Origin of the sequence: Bacillus cereus (assembly GCF_002564555.1) — a bacterium.
Taxonomy (GTDB): domain Bacteria; phylum Bacillota; class Bacilli; order Bacillales; family Bacillaceae_G; genus Bacillus_A; species Bacillus_A cereus_K.
On sequence record NZ_NUVD01000008.1, the window covers coordinates 38,739 to 57,393 of the forward strand.

The window sequence follows — 18,655 nt, forward strand, 5'->3', positions numbered from 1 at the left end:
ACTTATATATCCGGATTTCATCATGAAAATTTTATGAACAACGAGTACAAAAATAGTAATAAATAAAAAGAATGAAGTTACTAACTTCATTCTTTATTGCTAATACGTAGAATACATATTATTTAAACAGACATGCATACATCCTGTTTAGAAATAATAGTACCAGCTTTTTCTTCTAGTGCTTCATATACTTTTTCTAAAGATGTAATAATTGTTTTTCGTTTTGAATTTGTATTAACAAAATTAATAGCAGCTTCAATTTTTGGAAGCATACTTCCCGCAGCAAATTGCTGTTCCTCAATGTATTCTTCTAATTTATTCACTGTGACATACTCTAATTTCTTTTGATTCGGTTGATTATAATTTACATACACATGATCAACTGCAGTTAAAATTACGAGCGTATCGGCATCTACTAATTCAGCTAATTTCTGCGCAGCGAAATCTTTATCGATAACCGCTTCAGTTCCTTTTAGCCCTTCTTCGGAATCAATTACTGGAATTCCACCACCACCAACAGCTATCACTATATTTCCATCCTCGACCAAAGAATTAATCACTTTATGTTCATGAATACTTACGGGCTTCGGTGATGGAACAACACGTCTCCACCCCCTGCCAGCATCTTCTTTAAATACTGCTTTTGTTTCTTCCATTAATCTTCTTGCTTCTTCTTCTGTATAAAAAGGACCAATTGGTTTAGTTGGATTTTTAAATGCCTCATCTTTTTCATCCACAACAACGCGTGTTATAACCGTTGCTACGTCTTTTTTTATATTCCGTTTTTTCAACGCCTTTTCAATCGCATTTTCCATCCAATATCCAATCATCCCTTGGCTCATTGCACCACAAGTATCTAATGGCATTGCAGGTGTTTTTTCCGTTTCCGCAGCTTTTTGCTGTAATAAAATATTCCCCACTTGTGGGCCATTTCCATGCGCAATTACTATATCTACATCATTTTCCATTATTTTCACGAGTTGTTCCGCTGTTTTTTCCAACGCCTCTTGCTGTGCTCCCGCAGTAGCTTTTCCAGACTGTATCGCATTTCCCCCTAGTGCAACTACAATTTTTCTTCGTGCCATATTTTAGCCCTCCAGTCGATTTCGCCTTCACAGCGCTTTATAAAGTAATACTGCCTGTAATTAATCCATAAACCGCAAAGAATGCTAAAGCACCAATTGCTACCGATGATACTAATTCCACTCGAGTAAATATTTGCTTGGAACTCTTTTTCTTTTGAACATTGTAAAAAATAAAAATACCTGGCGCATATAAAATCATTGTTAATAATAAATAATCTAAACCAGCTGCATAAACTAACCACACACCATAAATACTTGCTATCAAACCAATTATTATATTTTTATTTCGATCTGCTTCTTCAGAATTTAAGCTATGCTTCAGTTGATAAAATGCTGAAAAAGCATATGGGATTAAAATAGCAGAAGATGCTAAAGAGAATGCAAAGTTATATGCCTGATCAGAAACGACAAATGTTAATAAGAACATTTGAATTAAACCATTTGTTATCCATAATGAATTTACTGGTGCCTTATTTTTATTTTCTTTTGCAAACCATTTTGGAAATACTCCGTCTTTAGCTGCTAAATATGGAATTTCAGAAGCAAGCAAAGTCCAACCTAACCAAGCACCTAATACAGAGATGACTAAACCTAAATTAATAAAGATAGCACCCCATTTTCCAACAACACTTTCAAATAAATAAGCCATAGCTGGATTTTTCAAACCAGCAATATCTGCTTGCTGCATAAGTCCAAGAGACAATAATGTGATTAAAATATAAATGATGAGTGTACCAATTAAGCCAATAACCGTTGCTTTCCCTACATCACTTCTATTTTTTGCTCGACTAGATAAAACAACAGCCCCTTCTACCCCAATGAATACCCATAAAGTTACAAGCATTGTACTTTTAACTTGGCTGCCGACTGCTCCCCATGAAAAAGAACCAGTTTGCCCCCAAAATCCATCTAGGAACGTATCAATATGAAACGCGAAGATTCCTATGACAATAAATACAAATACAGGTACTAATTTTGCGATTGTAGTTACTAAATTCACAAGTGCTGCTGATTGAACTCCACGTAAAATTAACATGTGAACACACCATAATAATACGCTTGCACCAATAATGGATGCTACATTTTGACCGCCTTCAAAGATTGGGAAGAAATATCCTAATGAAGAAAATAATAATGTACCGTAAGCTACATTACCAAGCCAAGCAGATAGCCAGTATCCCCACGCACTATTAAACCCCATAAAATTACCAAACCCTGCTTTTGCATAGCTAAAAATACCACCATCTAAATCTGGCCGTTTTACAGTTAGATTTTGAAAAGATAATCCAAGTGCAATCATCCCAATTCCTGTTATAACCCAACCAATAATAATGGCTCCAGCACCAGCACCTTTTGCCATATCACTTGCTAAATTAAATGCTCCACCGCCAATCATAGACCCAACTACAAGAGCCGTTAATGTAAACAACCCTAGTTTCTTATCTTCACCCATTCCACTCACCTCTCTTTAATTGCAATAACAATACAAAAGCAATAGTGAATGATAGTGTCTAAAGGAGGAGAAAGAAGAAAGGAAGACTCCCTTTCTTCTTTACTCCATGTTTCCTAAAGTAGCTGCCATAACCGCTTTAATTGTATGCATTCTATTTTCAGCTTGATCAAATACTTTTGAATGTTTACTGCGGAATACTGCGTCAGTTACCTCCATTTCTTTCAACCCATATTTCTCATAAACTTCTTCGCCATACATCGTTTCAACATCATGAAATGCAGGTAAACAATGTAAGAAAATCACGTTTTCATTCCCTGTTTCTTTAATCATTTTCATATTTACTTGATACGGTTTCAATAACTCGACACGTTCAGCAAATTTCTCTTCTTCCCCCATAGACACCCATACATCTGTATAAATTACATCTGCATTCGCAACAGCTTCTTCCACATTACTTGTTATCATTACCTGTTCACTATATTTTTTTGCTAAATCAATTACTTCTTGTGCAGGCCATAAAGATTCCGGTGTACAAATACGTACATCCATTCCAACGATTGCTCCACCAACTAGTAAGCTATTAGCAACATTATTTCGTCCATCTCCAACGTAAACGAGCTTCACATTTTTTAATTTCCCTACATGTTCTCTAATTGTTAATAAATCTGCTAGTGTTTGTGTTGGATGCCACATATCTGTTAATCCATTCCAAACCGGCACACCAGAATTTTGTGCTAAAGATTCTACAGTTTCATGATTAAATCCACGAAACTCAATTCCGTCAAACATACGCCCTAACACTTTTGCTGTATCCTCTACGGATTCTTTTTTCCCAAGCTGAATATCACCTTTCCCTAGATATTCAGGATTCGCCCCTAAATCTGTACATGCTACTGTAAATGCACAACGCGTACGAGTGGAGGTTTTTTCAAATAAGAGCGCTACATTTTTACCTTCTAAATAATGATGTGGGACACCATTTTTCTTTTTCTCTTTTAATTCTGCTGCTAAATCTAGAAAATATAACAATTCTTCTTTTGTAAAATCTTTTTCTGCTAGAAAGCTTCTTCCTTTTAAATTTGGTCTAGTCATTAACATACTTCATCCCTACTTTCTCCGTTATTTATACTAAATATCTTTACGAACAATTGGCATACTCATGCAACGCGGACCCCCACGACCACGAGATAATTCCGAACTTAGCACCTCAATCACTTCTATACCATGTTCCCGTAATAAAGTATTAGATACATAGTTGCGATCATATGTAACAACTACACCTGGTGCAATTGCTAATGTATTAGAACCGTCATTCCATTGTTCACGAGCGGAAGCAATGGCATCTCCTCCTCCACAAGGAATAAGAACTAATTCACTTAAACCTAATACCTCTTTTAATGCTTCCATTAAAGAAGTACGATGTGTAATTTTAAGAGTCTCCTCATCTAGACCTTTTTCTAAAATATAAATATTCATATTTCCTTTCGGCCCTTGAATGGCCGGATGAATTGTAAATTTGTCATAATCGACCATTGTAAATACTGTATCTAAATGCATAAACGCTCGGCATTTTGGAATCTCTATCGCTAATACTTTCTTAATTTTATTTTGTCGGCTAAAGAGATTTTTAGCTAACCGTTCAATTGCTTTAGCTGAAGTACGGGCAGATACTCCAATTGCAATTGTTTCTTCATTTAAAATTAGCTCGTCGCCACCTTCAATTGGAAACTTATAATCACGATCTAGCCAAATTGGCACATTGTGATTTGCAAATCTTGGATGGTATTTAATGATGTACTCCATGAATAATGATTCACGTCTACGCGCCGGTTCTCTCATCTTATTTATCGTTAAGCCCTCACCCACGCTAGCTGCTGGATCACGAGTAAAATATAAATTAGGCATTGGGTCTAAGTAAAATGGATAGTGATCTTCCATTAATTCGTATAAATGTGTCTTCTTACTTGTTTCAATTTCGTTTTTCCGTACACCGCCCATAATTTTTTGAATTAATTCTTCATTTGAAAAGGAAAGTAAATATTCTTTTAAAGTTTGATGTGCAACATTTACGTCAGCCTGTCCTTCTTTTAAAATACGATCAACAAATTCTTCTCGAAGCTTTTTATCTACTAACGCCTCAGCAGCTAGTTTTTCTAAATAAAGAACTTCAACACCCCGATTGCGTAATGTTTGTGCAAAATAATCATGCTCTTTTTGAATAATTGGTAAATATGGAATATCGTCAAATAATAATTGTTGCAAATAATCTGGTGTTAAGTTTTCCACTTCTTTACCAGGTCGTTTTAATAAAACCGTTTGTAATTCCCCAATTTCTGAAGTAACATGTATCGGATGCTTCATTTGTTGTACCTCCTTTTAAATATGTTTGATGTCTTACAAGTACATAATAAGTGCTATGCACTTTTATCTTTGTGAAAGTATCCACATTATTATTGTGAAATATTAAACAAATTATTTTTTTAAAATCATATAAATTTGTATTTTTATAACATTTGATCCCATTTTTCCAACAACAAAAATGTATATTACGCATATATGATGAATATTTAACTTATCTATTTAAATAAAAATCCTGTTTTTAATTTTTATTAAAAACAGGATTTTGCATCTAAATAATTAAATTTAACCTTTCTTCTAAAATCTCCCTGTCTGATTTCGACTGAGAGATTATAAGGCATGTATCATTTCCACATATACAGCCTATTTTTTCTTTCCAATCTAATTCATCAAACAAAACACCAATAACATGTGCATTACCAGGTAATGTTTTAATAACCATTAATTGATCTACACAATCAATTTTCACAACAACTTCTCGTAATTTTTTCTTTAACTTTATATCCGTTTGTAAATGCTCTTCTGAAAAAATTTTGTATATCATTAATCCTTCTTGAGAAGGTACCTTCGTTAAGTTTAACTCGCGAATATCTCGAGAAACTGTAGCTTGTGTTACTAATACATTTTTTTCTGCTAACAATTCTACTAATCTTTCTTGCTTATCTATTTCATACTCCTTTACAAATTGTTTAATTAATCGTTGTCTTTTTTCTTTTTTCATAAAAGACACCCCTTTTAATATTATAGCTCGCTATAAATTTCATCCGAAAGGGACAGAAAAGAATGTTGCGGAAACGTTCATAGTTTAACTATAGATATTAAATCTAGCCAAATAAAACAGAGAAGAACAATATTTTGTTCTTCTCCTTTACATCGAAAACCGTTCAATCGTTTGTTTTAAATCAGCTGATTGCTTCTCTAAATCCCTTAATAATTGATTGATCGCTATCATATTTTTAGATTGTTGCAGCGTCACACGTGCCACCTCTTGTGAACCAGCTGATGTTTCCTCAGCAATTGCTGCTACAGCCTTTGTTTGTGCTCCTGTTTGATGAATATGACTCACTTGTTCATTCATATAACTACTAATTTGCCTCGTAGCATTAGCTACTTCCATAATACTTGATGACATTTCTTTTAAAATTAATTCAGTAGCTTCTCCGCGTTTCGCCTCTTCTTTAGCTGTTTTCACCTGCTCTTTCATTTTCAACGCGACTTGTTGCACTTCATCTTGCATATTCCGTAATAACTGCGATATGTTTCTTGCAGAATGATCACTTTCATCGGCCAATTTACGTACTTCTTCTGCTACAACCGCAAATCCTCTTCCATGCTCTCCTGCACGAGCTGCCTCAATAGAAGCGTTTAGTGCTAATAAATTTGTTTGGCTAGCAATCTCACTCACAACAGACACAATATGTTCTACTTGTTTCATTCTTTCTTCTAACTTCTGTACATTTTGCATTGAATCTTCATTGTCTTTCGCCAATGTTTGAATACCTTGAATTAAAGAAGTAAAGACACGAGTACTTTGCCCTAAAGCTTGAACCATTTCTGAAGACAACTCATCAGACTGTTTTGCTTTTTCTTCTACTTCACTCGCAATAGAAGTTGTTGTATCCACGGCAGAAACAATCGCCTGGATTGACGCTGCTGATTGCTCAGCACCAGAAGAAATCTCTGCAAGTGTCTCAGATACACCTTGTGCTTGCTTCGTAGCTTCACCTGTTTGTTTTCTAATTTGCTGCACTTGATTATTTGTATACGAAAATGTTGTATCAATATTTTTTACCATGCCTCTTAAATTTCCTAGCATCATATTAAATGCAACACTTAAAGATCTAATTTCATCATCTGCCTTCGGCAATGGAACATCTTCACGAATATCACCCTCAGCCGCTTTTCTTGCCGCCTCCTCTAACTTTCGAAGCGGTTTAATTAAAAATCTGGCTGCTCCATATGCTAAAATCCCAGACCATACTACACCTAATAACATAACGATAATATTATATACAGTTTGACTTACATAAATTTGAAAATAATCGTACATCACGTAAATAAAAAATATACTTGTTGAATATGTAATGAAAGCTAAAACTGTAGTGAATAGCACAAGTTGTGTACGTAAGCCAAAGGAAAAAGCTTTCTTCTCCTTTTCCATTTCTCATTCCTCCTCATAAGTAATAGACATACTATCTATATATTATTATCCATATTTTCTTTATAGAAAGATATATTGATTTTATTTACATATTAATTACATTGTTTTTTCTATAAGATTTCCTTATGTAATAACTAAATCCCGAAAAAAATAAAGGATTTTGACAATTTATGACTAATAACAGAAATAAGGGGCAACATTTGTAAAATATATTTTTGACTGGGGGTTTTGTATGATTCAAGTTCGAAATCTAGTAAAATCATTTGGCTCACTTGATGTTTTAAAAGGAATTGATTTAGAAGTAAAAGAAAAAGAAGTTGTTGTTTTAATCGGTGCCAGTGGTTCCGGCAAAAGTACATTACTTCGCTGTCTTAACTTTTTAGAAATGTACGATGAAGGTGAAATTCACTTACAAGGTGAGCGAATTGATCCAAAGCATTCAAATTTAAACAAAGTCCGTGAAAATGTCGGTATGGTTTTTCAGCACTTTAACCTCTTTCCTCATATGACCTCACTAGAAAACATCATAGAAGCACCTATTCACGTAAAAAAATTGGAAGCAGCAAATGCAAAAGATATCGGGAATCAGCTTTTGCAAAAGGTCGGCCTGCAAGATAAGGCGGATGTAACTCCTCACCTCCTTTCAGGTGGCCAAAAACAGCGCGTTGCGATTGCACGAGCTCTTGCTATGAATCCTAAAATTATGCTATTTGATGAACCTACCTCAGCTTTAGATCCTGAACTTGTTGGAGAAGTATTGCAAGTTATGAAAGAACTTGCTGAAGAAGGGATGACAATGGTTATTGTTACTCATGAAATGAATTTCGCAAGAGATGTAGCTGACCGCGTCATCTTTATGGATGATGGAAAAATTGTAGAGGATGCTCCTCCCGAACAATTCTTCTCAGCTCCATCACACGAACGAGCAAAACAATTTTTACGTAACGTTTTATAATGTAACTTCTGTTTCAAACGTAACGAAATGCATTCATACGGGACACAACTAATCGTCCAAATAGAATATCTCCGTAACATATTGAAAACAATCCGTATGATCAATATATAGGAGGGGTTTTATGAAAAGAAAACTATTAACCATTGTTGCAAGTATTACGCTATGTACATCCTTCATACTAGGAGCCTGTAGTAAGGAAAGCACTACTACTTCATCAAATGGTGAAAAAGAATTTCGTTATGCGATGAGTGGTTTATACAAACCTTTTAACTATAAAGAAAATGACGGAAAACTTGTCGGTTTTGATGTAGAAATAGGTGAAGCTCTCGCGAAAAAAATGGGAATGAAGCCAGTTCCTGTTACAAACCCTTGGGAAACATTAATTCAAGGTTTGCAAGCGAAAAAGTATGATGTGATATTAGGTAGTATGGCTATTACAGAGGAGCGCTTAAAAGCCGTGAATTTCTCAAATCCATATTATCGCTCTGGTGCACAAATTTTTGTAGCCAAAAAGAATACGTCTATCTCCTCTCCAGAGGACTTAAAAGGTAAAAAAATAGGAGTTGTAAAGGCAAGTACATTTAAAGACCTTGTTGCAAAATATACAGATCAAATTACAGAATATGATAGTGATATTACTGCACTTATGGACTTAGAGCCTGGACGTGTTGATGCAGTAATCACTGATCAAATGGTTGGTCTTCGAATGATGAAAGAAGGTAAATCAAATATAAAAGAAGCCGGTAAACCATTAAACCTTGATGAAATGGGAATTGCTATTCGTAAGGATGATAAAGAAATGGTTGAGAAAGTAAATAAAGCTTTAGATGAAATCATTAAAGATGGTACGTATGAAAAGATCAGTAAAAAATGGTTTGGTCGTAATATTCTTGGAGAAGAGGAAAAAACGAAGTAAGTTATCTATTCAAAGATTTCATAAACCGTGCCCCACTGATAAAAGTTTCATTTTATGTGGGGCATTTCATTCTCTACTAAAATCCATACAATTATGAGGTGAAGCACATGTTTGAAATTTTTATCTCTACCTATCCCACACTCTTAAAGGCTACTATTGTCACATTACAATTAACATTAACCTCCCTAGTACTCGGTTCATTAATTGGATTACTATTCGCTTTCTTTCGCATCTCTAACAATAAGGTTTTAAATAGTATTGCTCATGTCTATATCGCCATTATTCGTGGTACGCCTTTAATTGTTCAAATCGCAATTCTCTATTTCGGTATTACATCTGTTATTGTTTTCACCCCTTTTTGGGCAGGAGCAATCGCTTTAGCAATTCATAACGGTGCATATATTACTGAAATTTTTCGTGGATCCATTCAATCCGTTGACAGAGGACAATTGGAAGCAGCTCGCTCTTTAGGCATGCCTTATCCTTTGGCTATGCGCCGAATTATATTACCACAAGCATTTCGCCTATCTCTTCCTCCTCTCGGAAACCAATTTATTATTGGATTGAAAGATTCTTCACTTGTTGCTTACGTAGGGTTATCCGAATTATGGGGATCAGGTCTATCAATTGCTGCAGGTAACTTCCAACAATTAGATACATATATGATCGTTGGTTTATACTATCTCGTACTTGTTCTTCTATTTACTTATTTTGTTAATCTTTTAGAAAAACGGCTACAACGAAAAGAAACTAACTCTGTCCAAGTCCATACAAAGAATAAAAAAGAAGTTTCTGTATAAGAAAAAGCAAGCCATCTTAGGCTTGCTTTTTCACTGCAAAAATATATCAACTTTTACTGATTTACTTTTTTGATACTCTCTTTTTCTTCTATATGTTCCTCACGATATGAAATATTATGAGGATCTAGTCCATTTCCTAAAGAACCGTAAAAATGCTCTCTATGCGGATCAACTAATTCACTTCCTTGATAATACACACGTGGTGTATTCCAAAGTGCTCCCAATGCTTTTGTCATCGGCATTTCGTGATAACGTTCCGGCCACATTTCTTTAATTTTCTCTTTTACTAAAGGATAGTATTTAGAACTCATAGCAGGAAACAGATGATGTTCCGTATGGTATGAGAAATTAAAATGTAAAACGTCTACCCAGCGCGGCACTGTTACTGATAAACAGTTTGCTAACGGATCATTTACTGGAACAATTGGATTTAAGCGGTGATTCGTTGCGATATATGCCATTACAATAAAGTTAGCAATTAACAACGGAATCACATATGCAAATAACCATTTTGCAGGTCCCATAATAAATAATAAACTAATCCAAACTGTCCAAGGCAAAAGAAGTTGAAGCCATACAGATTTTTGATTGGATGACTTAAATTCTTTTATAAAATGAAAGAACATTCGAGTCGAATGCAATGTAAATTGAATTGTTAACGATAGAAAACTAAAGAATGAACGTACATGAAGAGGCATGCGATATACCCAACTCAAAAACTTACTCTTTTTAAGCTTCTCAAGTGTTGGCCATGCATCTGGATCATTCTCTTCATGCTGGGTATGAACATGATGCGTTGCATTATGCCACTTTCTCCAAAGTTTCGGACCTGTTGATAACGGCATAAATGCAATCGCTCCTAAGAAGTCACGAAGCCATGCCTTTCTTACAACTGTTCCATGTAAAATTTCATGCCCTAAAAATCCAAGTGAAGCAAAACATAATCCAAGAACAATTGCAATTCCTAGGTTTGCCCACACATTCAATTCAAATACACCAATCGTTATTAAACCAGCCAATGCCACAAGTAAATAAGCCAGTCCACCAAATAAACGAGTCGGAACCGGTTTAAATGCTTTTTTCGGCAAATGTGGTGATACACGCGCTGCATACCACCCAAACGTATGAAGCTCCTTCATCCTTTTGCCCCTTTCTTATGCCGCGCCCTGCGCAACTTGCATATAGTAATTCTTGCTTCCAGATTGATTTTACTCGGTGCTCAAAAAAGCATTTATCATAAGGAAAATATACTCTCTCTATCGTCACTTATTTTTCCGCTTTTATTATCAATGAAAAACATTTCTCTTTTTACTCTCTATCAACCTTTCCACATGATGAATCATAACAATAGACTTTCTATATTGTCAATAAATTTTATGACCTAGTAATAAAAGTTGGTTATATTTTTATAATTATACTTTATTCCACTAAAGAAAAAACATAGATTTTATAAGGCTTTATCTGTTATATATGTACATACACTTAAGTACTATAGACTCTCTCTTGTTCAAGAACTCTCTATAGTAAATAACAAATGAACTCGCATGAATTTATCTTTACACACCTCTACCTCTTCATACTAACCCCCTCAAATAATTATATTGAAATAATTTATCTTTCTTTTAATAAAAATAGAATCCTTTGAAAACAATGCACATGAATTTCATATAATATGGAAATATTAAAAGGGAATTCGTTCTAAATCAGGAGGTTTCCGTAATGACAAATGATACATTTCCACAATTGCCACTATCTTATTGGATTGACTCTACTCCATTTCCTACTTTCCCCCGTTTATCCGAAAATATAAAGACGAAAGTTGCTATTATCGGCGCTGGTATTACAGGTATCACCACTGCCTATTTACTTGCGAAAGAAGGCATTGACGTTGTGTTAATTGATTCTGGCCGTATTTTGAACGGGACAACTGGAAATACAACTGCGAAAGTAACAGCACAACATGATCTTATTTACGACGAATTAATAAACCATTTCGGTATTGAAAAGGCCAGGCTGTACTACGAATCAAATAATCACGCTCTACAATTCATAAATGACACTGTACAAACATATAAAATCGACTGTAATTTCTCGCATGAAGATTCGTATTTATATACAACTACTAATAACGGATTAAGAAATTTATCGAAAGAATATGAGGCGTATCAAAAATTAAATATACCTTGTGACTATGTTCAATCTCTGCCGATTCCGGTTCCGGTACAATCTGCACTTGTAATGAAAAATCAAGCGCAATTCCATCCCCTCCTTTATTTGAAAACACTTTTAGAAAAGTTTGTGGAGATGGGCGGCAAAGTTTATGAACAAACAACAGCTATGGATGTAGAAAAGGGAGATTATCCACAAGTCATTACAAAGAGTGGCCATCGTATCACTTGTGAATATATCGTCTCTTGTTCACATTTTCCTTTTTATGATGCCAATAGCTTTTTCTTTACACGAATGTACGCAGAACGCTCCTATGCCCTTGCAATAAAAGCCAAAACGGATTTTCCAGGTGGCATGTATTTAAGTATTGATGATCCCAAACGCTCCTTGCGCTATATAACAAGGAATGGAGAGAAATTAATTTTAATTGGTGGCGAAAGTCATAAAACAGGACAAGGAATAAATACAATGCTTCATTATGAAGCACTATATTCTTTTGCTGAAGCAACTTTTGGCGTAGATGAAGTTCCCTATAGATGGTCAGCGCAAGATTTGATTACGCTAGACAAGCTTCCTTATATCGGACATATTAACGAAAGGAATCCAAATATATTTGTTGCAACCGGATATCGCAAATGGGGAATGACAACAGGAACTGCTGCAGCTCATTTACTGAAGGACTCCATTCTACAAGTCCACAGCCCCTATAAAGAACTGTTTGCACCATCACGTTTTCATACAAACCCAGATATAAAAACATTCCTCTCTCAGAACATTGATGTTGCGAAACATTTAATTGAAGGAAAAATTGAAACCGCATTGCGTAAACCAGAAGATCTTGAAGTTGGCGAAGGATCTGTTGTACATGTCAACGGCAAACGAGCAGGTGCTTATAAAGACAAAGATGGAAAATTACATATCGTCGATACAACTTGTACACACCTTGGCTGTGAAGTTGAATGGAATAACGGTGATTGTACTTGGGATTGTCCTTGCCATGGTTCTCGTTTTTCAATTGATGGGGATGTTATGGAAGGTCCAGCAGATCAACCATTAAAGCAAGTTGATAACGAGTAAAAAGTACAATATGACTTGGTATCGAACTTTTACTTATTCTCATTTGTAGGTCTTATTGCAGTGATATCTGTTTTCTTTATTCCTACAAAATAAAAAAGAGCACAAACTTTGACCTGCACCTCCAATTGTTAGACTGTGTCTAACAATTGGGGTGCAGGTCAAAACTTACTTATGCTCTTTTTTGTATACTTCAAACAACATATTTCGAAATAATGTATTCAAACTGTCAATATCAATCCCTAATCCCTTTTCAATCCCTTTCACGTATTGCTGATAATAATCAATTTGTTCTTCTAAAAATTGATTTAGCACCTGAATTTTCAATCCAACATCTAATTCCGTACCCTCTTTTTTCTTTACTAACAACTTCTCAATTTCATTCAATACACTACGTTCTATAGATAGTTCTGTAATTAATCGGTCAAATTCTACTGGAGGCAATGTCCCTTTCTCCTCTAGCCACTTACAGGCTAAAATGGGACGTAATACATAAAAGTACTTTTTCAACTTTACATTCTCACCTTGCAAAAATTCACGATAATTTTTCGACGCCATATGTAAGTAATGATATATCGTTGCTTTTGGATCAAAATTCTTTTCGCTCATTTGCTGAAGTTGTTCTGGAAAATTAGAGTTTTTCGAATAAAAAATCGGTGATCGAATCCACTCAAGTAAAGCTGGATTTGACTTTGCAAATAGTTGCAATGCCTTTTTAATATCCCAGCCACTTATATCTAAATCCTCACTAATCGGATACTCAATTACATCGCGTTTATCATGAATGGATAAATACCATTCTACAGGGTGTATATAAACAAACCTAACATCATAATCGCTATCTTTCGATGGAAACCCCCAAGCACGGCTCCCTGATTCCACGGCAAATAAGATTTTTACATCATTCTCTTTTTCAATTCGTTCTAACTCCGACTCAATTTTCTCTCTCATTTCATACCATCCCCATTTTTTGATTATTTCCTTGGAAATTCGACAAATATACTACTCATTTTACTACATACTAAAATAACTGCCAGAATTCTTCTGACAGTTTGATAAAATCTATTTTTTCTTTTCAATTACAGTAGAAGCAATTTGTTCAAATTCTTTTTGAATCTCTTCTTTATATGCATCCACTTTTGAAAAATCCATAGCAGCAATATAAATTCGCTCTAATTTATCACGAACTGATTTTGCTTTCGCTAAGAAAGACATCGCCTCGTTCATTTTTGTTTTATATTGAATGGAAACGTCACGAATTTCTGTAGCATATCTTTCATCTGTCCCTGGCGTAACAATAAGGGCATACATATCAATAATTTCATCACCCTCGCGACTTGGAAAATATTCATGTGGTGCAGTGCTATCAAAAATGGCAAATCCTAATTCTCTTACGATAACCATATCGAGACTATTCGGATCAAATCCGCAATGGTACACTTCAACATCAAACCCTTTTTCTTCTGCTGCCTTCGCTAATTTTTTGAGCATCGTTGATTTCCCAGACCCTGGGCGGCCTTTTATAAAATAGCGATGTGGCAAACCTTCTGTTAAATTAGGAACAAAATCAACTGCGCCTTTCGGTGTAGCAGCTCCTAAAAAACGATGTTTCACAATCGATTGTTTCCCGCTTTTATCTGCAAATAATTTCTGAACTAGCTGCTCTGTTAGTTCATTGGCTTTATTAAAATCAATATTATTAATATATATTTTCTCCCACTCATCATGTATAGCTAGTGCCTCTTTAAAACACGCGTAAGCATTTTGAAAAGCCTTGCTTGCTTCTGAAACAAATCTTTCAATTTCTAGCTTCTGCTTTCTTAATTTATCTGAATCCCAAGCAACGCCTAAATTTATATACTCTTCAACAACCCCTGGCATTTTCGGCTCAATAACATGTGGTGATGTTCCATCAACAATTCCTACTTTTAATTCCGGGATAATCACACCATCAACCGACTTATTGTCAGAAGAACAATGTAAAAGTTCAATATCATATCCTTTTTCAACCCATTCACGACCTATTGCCTTTATTAAAGAAGATTTCCCCGTTCCTGGACCACCCTTTAAAATAAATAATCTGTCTAGCCCTTTTAAATTCTCTTCGTATAAATTATGAAATCCTCTAGCTGTATTGCCACCAGCATAATAATTCAATACATTCCCTGTCACTGCACTCACTCCTTCGCAGCATTCTATTTACATAAGCTACAATATGCGAGCACCTTTATTTGGGTGAATACCTATTTTGTATTGCACAAAAAAAGCAAAGATCATTTTACTGACCTTTGCTTCTATATTTTTTATTTAAATTAAGAAATAATTGTTCCACACGAGGGCGTACCCAAGCTAAATAATCTTTTTCCTTCTTCTTTGTACAAGCTATCTCTTCTCCATCTACCATTTCAACAAGTTCTAGCTCTAATAGTTGCCTCGTAAATACCAACATATTTACTTCTTCAGCCGGATACTCTTCTTTTAATTTCTCCTCAATTTCTCCCAATGAAAAACCGTCACGCATCATCGCCAGTGCATCAATCCAAAGTGGCGGCATTTCATATTTTTCTCCTGTAATTGTATCTTTTACAATATAATTCTTTTGCTCTTTTCGAAATTGAATCGTGTGTAAACATACAGTCGAATTTAATGTTAATTCCATCATACCACCCCTTTCATAATATCTGCATAGAAAAAAGGATGCGCGGGCACCCCTTCTTTTCCTAACACTACCAAACCGTTACATGAGTAACCAATCTCATGTCGATATTTTCCTCCATTATAAACGAAGTATTTTATAAAAAAAACCCTTCTTGAAAGATTTAATAAAATGTTTATATTTACACAACAAGAACACTTTTCTGAAAAATACTTTCTTCTATCACATTATACTGTCGGTAGAAAAATTTCCACTTTCGTTCCTATTCCCATACTACTTTGAATCGCGATACTCCCTTGATGTTCCTTAATAATCTTATACGTAATCATTAATCCAAGTCCTGTACCATTCTCCTTTGTTGTGTAAAAAGCTTTTCCGACTTTCTCTAATTTCTCATTGTCTATACCAAAACCTTGATCTTCGACAGAAATACACAAATGCCCTTCCGTTTTTTCATATACACGAATATGAATGTCTCCACCTTCTGGCATTGATTCTATTCCGTTTTTAATAATATTTAACAACACTTGTTTTAATTGTTTATCATCACCGTTTATAACAGGTACATTCCCATCTATTTGCAGATGAAATTTCACTCTATATTGCGTTGCATAACTTTCCATTAGCTGCACAACATATAAAAGGATTTCCCGTATATTACACCGTTCATAATTTTTTGATTTCGGTTTTCCTAATAACATCAATTCACTAACAAATCCGTTAATCCTTGCAATTTCTTGTAACATAATATCGTAGCTCATCGTATCAGCAGGGTTTCTTTCTTTTTGCATTTGCGTAAATCCTTTTAAAGCCGTTAATGGATTTCGGATTTCATGCGCAATTGTTGTAGACATCGTCCCAATGACAGCTAAATTTTCTGTCTCTTTCATATTGTTCATCATTTTAACCACTGTTCTTACATAAGATTGAAATCGTTTTAATAAAGAATGTGAAATAATAAAAAAGAATATACATAAAACAAGCGGAATTACAACTTTTATATCTTGTAATATTAAGGTGAAAAATACATATTTTCCAATTACACTAAAGGAAACTGAATAAAAATATTTTCTATTCACAAATATCGGCGCAAATAAAATTAAAAATATTTCAACCATATTTCCATTTTCAAACACACGATCGCTGTGTAAATAAATCATTAAATTATTAATAAGATCAATGAACATATACCCAATTAAGAACAAATATTTTACAAAATATACGTAACCTTTTTTTTGAAGATATATCGAAATAGGAAATAAAGATATTACTAATATGTACACGCCTATTCCCATACCACCTTCTGGCCATCCTACCCTTGCTTCGTTAATGTTCATAGCCGGATACACAAAATAATAAATAACGTCATATAAAAAAAATATAATATAGAATAATAATAAAAATACTTTTAAAGCTTCTCTTTCTTCATAAATCAAGCTTTTAAATTTGCTCATATCAATACCCCTCATGATCAATACAAAAATAACATTTTACATGTTATCTCCCTAAATTATACGTATGAAATTGCTCTCAAGGCAATATGTAACCGTATAATACTAAAAAGGAAGGGGATTTCCCCCTTCCTTTTTAGCCATAACTTATATCCATCTTACCCTATCATGTAGCAATCCATCCGTAAAATTATTATGCCCTATTACAAAATCCTTCATATATAAATTTAAATATTCACCGTACTTGCTTTGTGTATTTAATAGTAACTCCTCGACATAATAAGCACCTTGTTCAAATTGATCTAAAAGTAAGCTACACAAACCTGCATAAATTCCGCATCCTACTTGGAAATACGTTGCATTCGTTTTATATTTTTGAAAAACTTGGCTGCTATTCATCACGTTATACATATATGTTTCACTATTTTCATAAACGAGTAGCACACCAACTAGATCCTCTCCAGCAACCTGTTCTTCAGCTGGATTAAATACTTTACGATTCCAGTTCCATAAATCTTCTACTTTATCTAAGTTCTGTCTAATTAAATTAGTTGTATACTCATTAATTCGATAAAGAAAACCAACTTCCATGTTGAAATTTTTCCCTAAAATTAAAACTTCTTCATGTGGCATTAAACAACCATGAAACTCTTTTTCTCCTAACTTCACTTTATATTCTGAAGCATATACATCCTCATAGAAATAAAGAGGACGATGATGACTCATATACATTGGATAACTCCAAATCGCTTCATCTAAAAATCGTTCTACTGCCCATGAAGCATAAAGTGTATACGGCTTTATAAGTGCTGTATCATTCAAAAAAGAAGTATCATGTTCTACAATATAGCATGCTCGTGGCTGTTCATTTGGCCGTTCCTTCATGAGTTCAACAACCATCCATTGAACAACCCCCGGATTCATACCTGAACCTATAATCGCTTTTGTATTTGTAAATTTTTCTTTCTCCTTCTCAAACCTCGTATATCGTTCCGTAAGCTGAAATCCAAGTAAACTATCGTCCTGATCTACCGCCTCATTTTCCAAAGCGGAATTAATATAACAAATTCCAAGTTCATTACAACAGCTCAGTACCCTAATCGTATCTGCCCCCGAAACATCAATAACAACACTTGTTCTTTTTTCTTTTAAATGTTGTTTAAATTTCACTACATCTTGAAGGTCTATTTCATATAAAAACAATTTCTCCTTCAAATTCGGAAACAGCTCATCATAATAAGTCCTATCTTTTTGTTTTATATCAACCAAATGAAATTTAATATTCTTTATCGCTTCATAAATTGGATCTTTTTCATTTGCTATCGCTTGATTCAAAATTGCTAACACGGCTTTCGCTGCTCCACCAGCGCTACCAAGTAATGTAATCGATAACGAATTTGGAAACTGCTCCACAAACAAAACCCCTTTAGTAAATTAGTTGAGCAGCTCTTCCTCAAAAAATAAATTGAATACACCAAAAGATAGCTCGTACATATTTTTTTATAATTTAGTACAAGATTATCTCTTCAAAAATCACACTATAATATATTTATATTCAATTCATTTTCTCCCTCACA

General features: G+C 34.4%; 15 protein-coding genes and 3 pseudogenes. 5 read left to right on the forward strand and 13 right to left on the reverse strand.

What is annotated here, in order from left to right:
• Window positions 1-122 precede the first annotated feature (122 nt).
• The 7 genes and pseudogenes from arcC to COI75_RS27760 form a co-directional block, all read right to left on the reverse strand.
• Window positions 123-1,085 (reverse strand): carbamate kinase, encoded by a 963-nt coding sequence (arcC, locus tag COI75_RS03530; RefSeq protein WP_000113958.1) that lies wholly within the window; start codon window positions 1,083-1,085, stop codon window positions 123-125.
• A gap of 37 nt (window positions 1,086-1,122) precedes the next feature.
• Complete coding sequence (gene arcD, locus COI75_RS03535; RefSeq protein ID WP_000503401.1) at window positions 1,123-2,538, reverse strand: arginine-ornithine antiporter; 1,416 nt, start codon at window positions 2,536-2,538, stop codon at window positions 1,123-1,125.
• A gap of 99 nt (window positions 2,539-2,637) precedes the next feature.
• The gene (gene argF, locus COI75_RS03540) at window positions 2,638-3,636 is read right to left on the reverse strand and encodes an ornithine carbamoyltransferase (RefSeq protein WP_000930279.1); all 999 of its coding nucleotides are present in this window, start codon (window positions 3,634-3,636) and stop codon (window positions 2,638-2,640) included.
• Between the two features lie 30 nt (window positions 3,637-3,666).
• The gene (arcA, locus tag COI75_RS03545; protein ID WP_000682342.1) at window positions 3,667-4,899 is read right to left on the reverse strand and encodes an arginine deiminase; all 1,233 of its coding nucleotides are present in this window, start codon (window positions 4,897-4,899) and stop codon (window positions 3,667-3,669) included.
• 268 nt (window positions 4,900-5,167) lie between these two features.
• On the reverse strand, window positions 5,168-5,617 hold the full coding sequence (gene argR, locus COI75_RS03550) for an arginine repressor (protein ID WP_000711821.1): 450 nt from the start codon (window positions 5,615-5,617) through the stop codon (window positions 5,168-5,170).
• Between the two features lie 147 nt (window positions 5,618-5,764).
• A pseudogene (locus COI75_RS27755) lies at window positions 5,765-6,337 on the reverse strand (methyl-accepting chemotaxis protein); the annotation flags it as partial.
• 369 nt (window positions 6,338-6,706) lie between these two features.
• Window positions 6,707-7,057, reverse strand: a pseudogene (locus COI75_RS27760) (HAMP domain-containing protein); the annotation flags it as partial.
• A 232-nt stretch (window positions 7,058-7,289) separates the two neighbouring features.
• On the opposite strand from COI75_RS27760, the gene COI75_RS03560 reads away from it, so the two are divergent.
• From COI75_RS03560 to COI75_RS03570, 3 genes are all read left to right on the forward strand, one after another.
• On the forward strand, window positions 7,290-8,012 hold the full coding sequence (locus COI75_RS03560) for an amino acid ABC transporter ATP-binding protein (protein WP_000616917.1): 723 nt from the start codon (window positions 7,290-7,292) through the stop codon (window positions 8,010-8,012).
• Between the two features lie 121 nt (window positions 8,013-8,133).
• The gene (locus COI75_RS03565; RefSeq protein WP_000823772.1) at window positions 8,134-8,928 is read left to right on the forward strand and encodes an ABC transporter substrate-binding protein; all 795 of its coding nucleotides are present in this window, start codon (window positions 8,134-8,136) and stop codon (window positions 8,926-8,928) included.
• Between the two features lie 107 nt (window positions 8,929-9,035).
• On the forward strand, window positions 9,036-9,728 hold the full coding sequence (locus COI75_RS03570; RefSeq protein WP_000461551.1) for an amino acid ABC transporter permease: 693 nt from the start codon (window positions 9,036-9,038) through the stop codon (window positions 9,726-9,728).
• Window positions 9,729-9,781: 53 nt separating this feature from the next.
• Here the strand turns inward: COI75_RS03570 and COI75_RS03575 are convergent, their stop codons facing one another.
• Window positions 9,782-10,867, reverse strand: a complete 1,086-nt coding sequence (locus tag COI75_RS03575; RefSeq protein ID WP_000661227.1) for a fatty acid desaturase family protein — start codon at window positions 10,865-10,867, stop codon at window positions 9,782-9,784.
• Window positions 10,868-11,447: 580 nt separating this feature from the next.
• Here COI75_RS03575 and COI75_RS03580 point away from each other — a divergent pair.
• A complete protein-coding gene (locus COI75_RS03580) occupies window positions 11,448-12,974 on the forward strand; it encodes an FAD-dependent oxidoreductase (protein WP_000180400.1) in 1,527 nt (508 codons plus the stop codon).
• A 3-nt stretch (window positions 12,975-12,977) separates the two neighbouring features.
• A pseudogene (locus tag COI75_RS26415) lies at window positions 12,978-13,067 on the forward strand (MFS transporter); the annotation flags it as partial.
• 72 nt (window positions 13,068-13,139) lie between these two features.
• Here the strand turns inward: COI75_RS26415 and COI75_RS03585 are convergent.
• The 5 genes from COI75_RS03585 to COI75_RS03605 form a co-directional block, all read right to left on the reverse strand.
• Window positions 13,140-13,922 carry a nucleotidyltransferase domain-containing protein gene (locus tag COI75_RS03585; protein WP_001208241.1) on the reverse strand — a complete coding sequence of 261 codons (783 nt, stop codon included), beginning with the start codon at window positions 13,920-13,922 and terminating at the stop codon, window positions 13,140-13,142.
• Between the two features lie 111 nt (window positions 13,923-14,033).
• Entirely contained in the window at window positions 14,034-15,143 is a 1,110-nt protein-coding gene (locus tag COI75_RS03590) for a PRK06851 family protein (protein WP_000147475.1), read from the reverse strand.
• A 106-nt stretch (window positions 15,144-15,249) separates the two neighbouring features.
• The gene (locus COI75_RS03595) at window positions 15,250-15,630 is read right to left on the reverse strand and encodes a hypothetical protein (RefSeq protein ID WP_000424117.1); all 381 of its coding nucleotides are present in this window, start codon (window positions 15,628-15,630) and stop codon (window positions 15,250-15,252) included.
• 224 nt (window positions 15,631-15,854) lie between these two features.
• Window positions 15,855-17,081 carry an ATP-binding protein gene (locus COI75_RS03600; RefSeq protein ID WP_000032831.1) on the reverse strand — a complete coding sequence of 409 codons (1,227 nt, stop codon included), beginning with the start codon at window positions 17,079-17,081 and terminating at the stop codon, window positions 15,855-15,857.
• Between the two features lie 144 nt (window positions 17,082-17,225).
• The gene (locus tag COI75_RS03605; RefSeq protein WP_000434712.1) at window positions 17,226-18,491 is read right to left on the reverse strand and encodes a hypothetical protein; all 1,266 of its coding nucleotides are present in this window, start codon (window positions 18,489-18,491) and stop codon (window positions 17,226-17,228) included.
• Between the last annotated feature and the right edge of the window lie 164 nt (window positions 18,492-18,655).

What these genes read in the sequence shown, in the direction of transcription:
- arcC (WP_000113958.1), bottom strand. Translation starts at nt 1,085, where the DNA reads ATGGCACGAAGAAAAATTGTAGTTGCACTAGGGGGAAATGCGATACAG.
- arcD (WP_000503401.1), bottom strand. Translation starts at nt 2,538, where the DNA reads ATGGGTGAAGATAAGAAACTAGGGTTGTTTACATTAACGGCTCTTGTA.
- argF (WP_000930279.1), bottom strand. Translation starts at nt 3,636, where the DNA reads ATGTTAATGACTAGACCAAATTTAAAAGGAAGAAGCTTTCTAGCAGAA.
- arcA (WP_000682342.1), bottom strand. Translation starts at nt 4,899, where the DNA reads ATGAAGCATCCGATACATGTTACTTCAGAAATTGGGGAATTACAAACG.
- argR (WP_000711821.1), bottom strand. Translation starts at nt 5,617, where the DNA reads ATGAAAAAAGAAAAAAGACAACGATTAATTAAACAATTTGTAAAGGAG.
- COI75_RS03560 (WP_000616917.1), top strand. Translation starts at nt 7,290, where the DNA reads ATGATTCAAGTTCGAAATCTAGTAAAATCATTTGGCTCACTTGATGTT.
- COI75_RS03565 (WP_000823772.1), top strand. Translation starts at nt 8,134, where the DNA reads ATGAAAAGAAAACTATTAACCATTGTTGCAAGTATTACGCTATGTACA.
- COI75_RS03570 (WP_000461551.1), top strand. Translation starts at nt 9,036, where the DNA reads ATGTTTGAAATTTTTATCTCTACCTATCCCACACTCTTAAAGGCTACT.
- COI75_RS03575 (WP_000661227.1), bottom strand. Translation starts at nt 10,867, where the DNA reads ATGAAGGAGCTTCATACGTTTGGGTGGTATGCAGCGCGTGTATCACCA.
- COI75_RS03580 (WP_000180400.1), top strand. Translation starts at nt 11,448, where the DNA reads ATGACAAATGATACATTTCCACAATTGCCACTATCTTATTGGATTGAC.
- COI75_RS03585 (WP_001208241.1), bottom strand. Translation starts at nt 13,922, where the DNA reads ATGAGAGAGAAAATTGAGTCGGAGTTAGAACGAATTGAAAAAGAGAAT.
- COI75_RS03595 (WP_000424117.1), bottom strand. Translation starts at nt 15,630, where the DNA reads ATGGAATTAACATTAAATTCGACTGTATGTTTACACACGATTCAATTT.
- COI75_RS03600 (WP_000032831.1), bottom strand. Translation starts at nt 17,081, where the DNA reads ATGAGCAAATTTAAAAGCTTGATTTATGAAGAAAGAGAAGCTTTAAAA.